The organism is Aneurinibacillus sp. UBA3580 (assembly GCF_002375825.1).
GTDB lineage: Bacteria > Bacillota > Bacilli > Aneurinibacillales > Aneurinibacillaceae > Aneurinibacillus > Aneurinibacillus danicus.
Genome location: NZ_DFMZ01000004.1, coordinates 95,492 through 102,833, shown reverse-complemented (window position 1 = coordinate 102,833; position 7,342 = coordinate 95,492). Strand labels below are relative to the sequence as shown.

The following is a 7,342-nucleotide window of genomic DNA, read 5'->3' as shown; positions in this document are numbered from 1 at the left end:
TTCGTACCGCAAAAGTCAGCCGTCCTTCCCGTAATTTTCATATCGGGATTACGGCTGAAGAGGTATGGTCGTTTTCTTATGATTTATAGGCAACGGAAGCAGAATGGCGAGATTTTAACATCCAGAGCGCGACGAGGATGCCACAGGCAGCACCGAAGCCATCAAGCCAGACGTCAAGCATCATGCCGTTGCGGCGGGCAGTGTACATCTGGTGAAGTTCATCCGAAGAAGCATACAGGACGGCCAGGAACAGGGAGAGAACAGCATTGCGCCAGCCTTTCAGCCTCAGCATCCATAACACCCGGCATAATACAAAGCCTAACAGGAAGTAGCTGATAAGATGGGCCGCTTTGCGGATGAAAAATTCAAGAAATGCGGGTACGCCCAGATTGGCGATGCTGATTTCTTTTGTGCCGTACATGAAATTGACATCGGAGAACCAGCGGATAAAGAAGTCCTGGTTGACGTAGGCTCGCAGGAGCGGCTGGATGTTTTGTTTGTCGTACGGAATAGAGGAGGAGATAAAGATGACTCCGGCAATGATGAGCACCGGCAGCCAAATCCATACTTTCTTCATTGGTTATGTTTCACTCTTCCTTACATTTTTCTATCGTTGTCCAGTATATCCATTGCATTCACAGCAGAAGCTATGAAATTGAAGAAACGGTATGTAAAGCATCCCACAAGCTTTGTTCATAAATAGTGCCGGAGCCGTCATGGTATTGGCTATTCGTTGCGAAAGTCAACGCCAACAGAATCCGATCGACGTCCATAATGTCCGCATTTAAACAGAGCTGCCTTGCCGCGCTCGTGAAATAATTGGAAGTGATGAAGTAGGCATAAATGGGAGTGTATGCGTTAATTTCCAAATTCTTATATATATCTCCCGCCAATGCAAAATTTCTGCTTTTTAACAAATGCAAGGAACCGGCAAGCTCTCTCACCTCATGAGAGTGCACCTTTTCACTTTGATAATGCTTAGCCTGTCCGATAATATAGATCTTGGAAGCGATTCGATTCTTCGCAAAAAACCTCGCATCATCTTCGGGATGGATAACCCCCACAAAATCAATTCCCTGATCATGCGAAGGCGGCGTGCAATTTACACTAATGCATCCCAAAAACTTAAGATAAAGCGCACACAGCTTTTCAAATTCACCCGCTCCACCTACTCTGTTCTCATAACCCGTTTCATTCCGGCAATGAGTTTATCAATCGTATTAATAATCGCTGTAACCTCTTTTTCGGTTTGTTTGTCCATATCCAGTAACGCCGTCATCGTGATTTTATCAAGACTCTTTTTTATTGTTGCAAGGTTGTTTTTGAATCCTTCCTGCGTGTAATACGCACTCTGTTCCAGCGCCTCGTAAATGCTCCCCGTCTCCTCCATAATATCCAGCGCCTGCTCGTCTTTGATAAACTTATTCAGTATTCTTAATTCATCGCGGCGCTGTATAATAGGCGGTCTTTTAACGCCCGTTTCATCATCTTCTTCTCCCGGGGACAGCCAGCCAAAAAAACGTTTTAATCTTGCTTTTTCTGTGAAATCATTTAACTCGCTATCCCAACCAAGCCATTCTTTCAAGTCTTTCTTTCCCATCAATTCATAAAAGATCCCCGAAAGCGCAGGCGTAAAATATTCGCCGTATTCTTCGTCCGCCCGAAACTTCTCCATCGCAATAAAAGAATCCAGCCGCTTTTTAACCGCCTGCTTTGTCATTCCGAGACGATGGGCAATCTCGTTCGTATCCATTCCGTACTTCTGCTTCAGGTTCATGATAAGTTCGGATTGCTCATAATCTCCCCACTCTTTAATGCCGCTTACATGCCGCAGCCCCATTAACAGGGTATAGGCTTCATCGTCTACTTCGTAGACCACCACTTCGATTGAATGAAATAAATGCTCGTCTACGTTTCCAATGGAAAAACCTTTTTCCATATCCTCTTTCAAAGCTTTCAATGTCGCCACTCTTCTGTTTCCCTCTATCACTACATAGAGCGGCGCAGGTGAATGCTGCGGTTTAGGAGAATGGTATTGTCTTACTAAAATATTATCAATTCGAAGAAAACCATTGGTCTTAAAACTGTCTATCAAATCTTTAATTCCTTCACGGTTTTCTCCTTCAATCATTGTATGTGTTCTTTTCTGTACCATTTTATTTGCGATATCTTTCTCTTCCACTTCCGTATATCTCGGATGACTGTGTAAGCGATAGTTGTTGGGGTCCAATAATAACTGATCGATATTAACTTCTACGGTTTGCATCCTCTACACCTCTCTTCTTTACTAAAGAATAGCATTCGTTTCTTTTAACCTTACTACTCACCTTCTCCGTATTCCCTTATTCTTATACCGTATTATATCCATACGTTTTGATATATTGACATATGTTTACGGATCTCGGCAAGAATCTAGAAGCGTTCTTTATTATCAGTTTATCATCTCAAAATTACCTCGTCGAATTAAAAGACAGCAAAAAAGCCCTTTAGGTATATTTTTCCCTCGGGCCAGCAAATGTTTTTTCACTTAACGGTCTATTGGTGTTTGATGTGAAAGATTTCTTTTTCATGTTCTAAGAGCTTGGCATCATGAAATTTTAAAGCTGATTTAATGTCCTGGATGTCTTCTTTCATCTGGTAAATGGCCTGTCCGTTTTCTCTGACTTCTTGTTTCACTTCCGCAAGCTCTTGCTCGATAGACGCCATTCTTTGCTCCATGGAAGTCATTCTTTGGTCGAGGGAAGTTAACTTATCCAGGATTTTATGCAGAAGTTCATTTTCCATTCTATTCACCTCACTTTCCAGGAAAATCATGAGGAAAGAAGGAGAGGGGAGAAGAAATAAGACCCAGGGAAGAAAAAGGCGTTCGCCTTTTTCTCCATTAAAATCACCCCCTCGTTCTCTTCTCTCTTTTTCTTCGTACCGCAAAAAGGCAACCAGCCGCCTTCCCTTCGTTTTCATGGCAGGGCTTGTAGGCCATGGTGGTTTTCTGCGAAATCCATGTGCAATTTTCTTTTATTTATTATACCGTGTTTCTAATCGCCTGTCCGCTTGTTCCTTATTTAGACACAGAAAAACCTGCGGCCATTTAATTTCCGCAGGTTTTTCATCTATTTGTACTCTTTACCGGTTGTCATCTGTTTAATTCTGCGGGCCGTCTCCAGCAACGGCTTCTTCTGCCCGACCCAGCCGATGAGTTCGGCCATTAGTTGCAGGATAAGCAGCAATACGCCAAGGATGGTAAATGCACCCCAGAGGTACGACTGGTAGAAGACGATGGCAGCGGTCGCAAACAAAAAGCTGAGTCCGTAAATCGCGAGTACCGCGCCACGGTGCGACAGCCCTGCCGCCAGCAGGCAGTGGTGCAGGTGCTCTTTGTCCGCGACGGAAATCGGCTTCTTGTTCAGATAACGGCGCAGCATAGCGAAAATCGTATCCGAGAGCGGCACCCCAAGAATCAAAATCGGAATGATAAACGCGAACAGCGTGACGTTCTTGAAGCCCATAATCGAGAGCGCCGCCAGGTTGAAGCCCAGGAACAGCGCGCCCGTGTCGCCCATGAAAATCTTGGCCGGGTGGAAGTTGTAGCGTAAAAATCCGACGATACCGCCCAGCAGGATGATGCAGTACAGGGCGACAACGGTATTCCCCATAATGAAAGCCATAATCATCATCGCGGCGGTAGCGATACCGGATACGCCGGCGGCCAGACCGTCCAGTCCGTCAATCAGGTTTACCGCGTTGGTGATGCCGATAATCCAGAAGATGGTGAATGCGACGGAAATCCAGGTCCATTCAAAGCTTAGGATGCCCTCAAACGGCAGGTTTATGAATTCGATGCGCAGGCCGTAGTATACGACAACGGCTGCGGCGATAATCTGTCCGAGCAGTTTTACCTTTGGCGACAGTTCGAAGCGGTCATCCAGCGCACCGACCAATACGATGATGGTGCCGCCGAGGAAAATCCCGAATGCTTGCTGGGATGTGATGCCCTGCTGTTCAAGGAACGAAGGAAACAGCAGCCAGTAAGCAACCGTGAAACCAGCGTAAATCGCGAGACCGCCCAGACGTGGCATTAACCGCTGATGAACTTTTCGATGATTGGGCTTATCCACGGCGCCAACATAGATGGCAAACCGTTTCACAAGAGGTGTAGCGATGAGCGTCACGACGAGTGAAAGAATAAACCCGTATACATAAATCTCCATGTTTCCTCTCCTTAGCTTTCATCGGTTTTCCTGATTTATTTTCTGCGTAGCAATACTTGATTCCAAATTACGGATAATGCAAACTTCGGCAGCAGGAGCTGTCTTCTCCAGCGCTTCGGCTGCGACAGCAGGCGGTAGAGCCATTCCAGGTTCAGCTTCTGCCAGAAGAGCGGCGCCCGCTTAACCTTGCCTGAGAGTACATCCAGGCTTCCACCCACGCCCATAGCCAGGTTCACCGGAAGTTCAGGCAGATGCCGTGCGATCCATTCTTCCTGGCGCGGCGCTCCGAGCGCCACAAACAACAGCTGCGGGCGTTCCCGTCGGATGTGCTCAAGAATGCTTTTTTCTTCTTCCTCAGTGAAATACCCATCAAAATGCCCGCCATAACAGGCACGCGGATATTGTTCTTTTAGTTTCTCCGCCGCTCCTGCGCAGGATTCAGGAGACGCACCGACAAGAACATATTTCCACCCATATGTATCGGCCTGCGCCATAAGCGAATGAAGCAACTCATAGCCTGCGACACGCTCCGGCAGCGGCTCCCCGATCCAGCGGGAGGCGAGCACGACACCGATACCGTCCGGCGTGACTACACCGGCCTGCCTGAGCAGATTCATGTAGGAATCATTCTGCCGGCCCAGCATGACAATCTCCGGGTTGGCCGTAACGACCTGCGTTTGTTTATTGTCTTGAATACGGCGGGTGAGAATGTCGACCGTTTCTTTGTGCGTTGCGTGCAGGAACGGTACGCCTAAGATGGTGACCCGCTTGTGTGTGTCCGTACTTGTTCTCATTCATTTCCAACTTTCATCGTTTCATACACTAAGACGGTACAACCTGTCTTGGAGTTGCACCGCCTTCATTTTATCTCAGATCGGATAAAAGCTCAAACAGAAAAAAACGCTTTTTCTTGACAAATACCCCCGAATTTTGCAGGGCATCAGACCCGTTGTTTGATCGGTTTTGCCGGAACGCCGACTGCGGTGCAGTGAGCCGGGAGCGGCTGCGTGACAACGGCGCCTGCCCCGACAATCGTGTAAGCGCCAATCTCCATGCCGGGAATAACGGACGTGCCGGTGCCGGTCTGGACGCCTTCGCGTATGGTGACGTTGCCGGACAGGTTTGTGCCGGGCAGGATGGCGGCATAGTCTTCGATGATGCAGTCGTGCCCGACCGTGCAGCCGTAATTGATGATGACATGGCTGCCGATGGAGACGTTGGTGGTGACGATGCTGCCGGCGCAAATCATAGTGCCTTCACCGATGGTGTTTTCGTCGCCGTACACGGCGGTCGGGTGAATGAGCGTGGCAAATCGGATGTCCGGCTGTAGCTCTTTTACCATGGCGACTGCTTTCTTCTTTCCTTCCGGATGGCTAAAACCGCAGATGACGTAGATATCTTTGTATTCTTCTTCCGCCAGCAGCTCTGTTGGGCCGAGCACCGGAAAACCGTTGCGTATCTGTCCGTGAATGGCTTCATTGTCATCGATATAGCCAAGCAGTTCCCATTCCGGGGTCACCCTGTTAATGTCTTTGATTAACTGGGCGGTTTCCCTGCCGTGACCGCCTGCACCGAGAATCACAATTCGTTTCATCATGCTATGCACCTCTTTTCTGAGAAAATCACGAGGAGAGAAGGAGGGGGGAGAAGGAAAAAGATCCAATGTAGAAAAAGGCCGTCGCCTTTTTCTACATTGAAATCATCTCCTCATTCTTTCCTCTCTTTTCCCTCATACCACAAAAATCAGCTAGCCTTCCCTCCATTTTCATGTCGGGGTTGCGGCCAAAATTTTATCTATAGTAATCGCGGTACCAGGCCACAAAATTTTCGATTCCTTTTTCAAGCGGTGTATCCGGACGATAGCCTGTATCACGAATTAAATCTTCGATATCCGCATACGTGTCCTTTACATCGCCGGGCTGCATCGGCAGCCATTCTTTCACCGCTTCCTGACCGAGTGCCCGCTCGAGCGTTTCGATAAAAGTCAGCAATGAAACAGGACGATGGCTTCCTGCATTATAAATGCGGTATGGAACGTAGCTGGTGGACGGGTCAGGATGTGCGGCCTGCCAGTCAGGATCCGGTTGCGGTGTACGCTGCATAAGCCGCATAACAGCTTCTACGGCGTCATCGATATATGTGAAATCCCGCTTCATTTTTCCTTCATTAAAGATTTGAATCGCCTCTCCTGCCAGGATAGCCCGGGTAAACGAGAAATAAGCCATGTCCGGACGCCCCCATGGCCCGTACACCGTAAAAAATCGAATGCCGGTGGTTGGAAGGCCGTACAGGTGGCTGTATGTATGCGCCAGTAGTTCGTTGGCTTTTTTGGTGGCCGCATAAAGGCTGACCGGATGATTGGTTGCATCGTGCTCGGAAAACGGCTGTTTGGCGTTAGCCCCGTAGACGGAACTGGACGAAGCATATACAAGATGATCAACCCCGGACAGGCGACATGCTTCCAGTATATTCACGAACCCGGTCAGATTAGAATCAGCATAAGTATAAGGATTCTGCAAACTATAGCGAACACCCGCCTGGGCAGCCAGATGAATCACAATAGAAGGTTTACTAGAAGCAAAGATTTCTTCGAGCGCCCCTCTATCCTCCAGTGCGGCCTGAGTAAAAGTAAAGCTGTTATATTCGCGCAATAAAGAAAGGCGGAATTGTTTAAGTGATACATCGTAATAGTCGTTCATGTTGTCGAATCCGGTGACGCTGTAGCCTTCATCCAGTAAGCGCCGTGCGACATGAAAGCCGATGAATCCCGCGCAGCCGGTTACCAGAACGGGTGACTGAATTGTCATATATGTTCCTTCTTCCTGTGTATCTTTTATTATACATGATACCAGAAGTCGGGATTTTTACAGGAACATTAAAAGAATATTAACAAAGTGTATTCATCCTTCGAAACCGTCTGGAGACGTAGATAGTAAGAAAAACTCGCGGACGTTGTCCTCAAAGAAGCCAAACAGCCGCTTTGTGTCGCTCCGGTCGGACCGACAAAACATCCGGGTCGTTCAGGGATGGAGACAGCGAAATATACTTTCCTATACCAAAAAAAGCCCCCCGCCGATGCGGATCGGCAGGGGGCTAATGATGCGATATTTTAACTTTTTCTGTGAAAATCATGA

Annotated in this window: 8 protein-coding genes; all 8 read right to left on the bottom strand. The window is 47.9% G+C overall.

Translation table 11 applies throughout. From position 1 onward, the window contains the following. Positions 1 to 76 precede the first annotated feature (76 nt). Positions 77 to 577 carry a VanZ family protein gene (locus tag B2899_RS00770; RefSeq protein WP_286883291.1) on the bottom strand — a complete coding sequence of 167 codons (501 nt, stop codon included), beginning with the start codon at positions 575 to 577 and terminating at the stop codon, positions 77 to 79. Positions 578 to 647: 70 nt separating this feature from the next. After that, positions 648 to 1,145 (bottom strand): restriction endonuclease, encoded by a 498-nt coding sequence (locus B2899_RS00765; protein ID WP_146810487.1) that lies wholly within the window; start codon positions 1,143 to 1,145, stop codon positions 648 to 650. A 23-nt stretch (positions 1,146 to 1,168) separates the two neighbouring features. Further along, positions 1,169 to 2,266 (bottom strand): ParB N-terminal domain-containing protein, encoded by a 1,098-nt coding sequence (locus B2899_RS00760; RefSeq protein WP_286883290.1) that lies wholly within the window; start codon positions 2,264 to 2,266, stop codon positions 1,169 to 1,171. Between the two features lie 269 nt (positions 2,267 to 2,535). After that, the gene (locus B2899_RS00755; protein WP_146810483.1) at positions 2,536 to 2,784 is read right to left on the bottom strand and encodes a hypothetical protein; all 249 of its coding nucleotides are present in this window, start codon (positions 2,782 to 2,784) and stop codon (positions 2,536 to 2,538) included. Between the two features lie 326 nt (positions 2,785 to 3,110). Beyond that, positions 3,111 to 4,208, bottom strand: coding sequence for a glycosyltransferase family 4 protein (locus B2899_RS00750; RefSeq protein ID WP_286883287.1), 1,098 nt, complete (start codon positions 4,206 to 4,208; stop codon positions 3,111 to 3,113). A 35-nt stretch (positions 4,209 to 4,243) separates the two neighbouring features. Beyond that, on the bottom strand, positions 4,244 to 5,002 hold the full coding sequence (locus tag B2899_RS00745; protein ID WP_146810479.1) for a WecB/TagA/CpsF family glycosyltransferase: 759 nt from the start codon (positions 5,000 to 5,002) through the stop codon (positions 4,244 to 4,246). A 146-nt stretch (positions 5,003 to 5,148) separates the two neighbouring features. After that, positions 5,149 to 5,805, bottom strand: coding sequence for an acetyltransferase (locus tag B2899_RS00740; RefSeq protein ID WP_246147328.1), 657 nt, complete (start codon positions 5,803 to 5,805; stop codon positions 5,149 to 5,151). A gap of 193 nt (positions 5,806 to 5,998) precedes the next feature. Beyond that, a complete protein-coding gene (locus B2899_RS00735) occupies positions 5,999 to 7,015 on the bottom strand; it encodes an NAD-dependent epimerase (RefSeq protein ID WP_286883282.1) in 1,017 nt (338 codons plus the stop codon). Positions 7,016 to 7,342 lie beyond the last annotated feature (327 nt).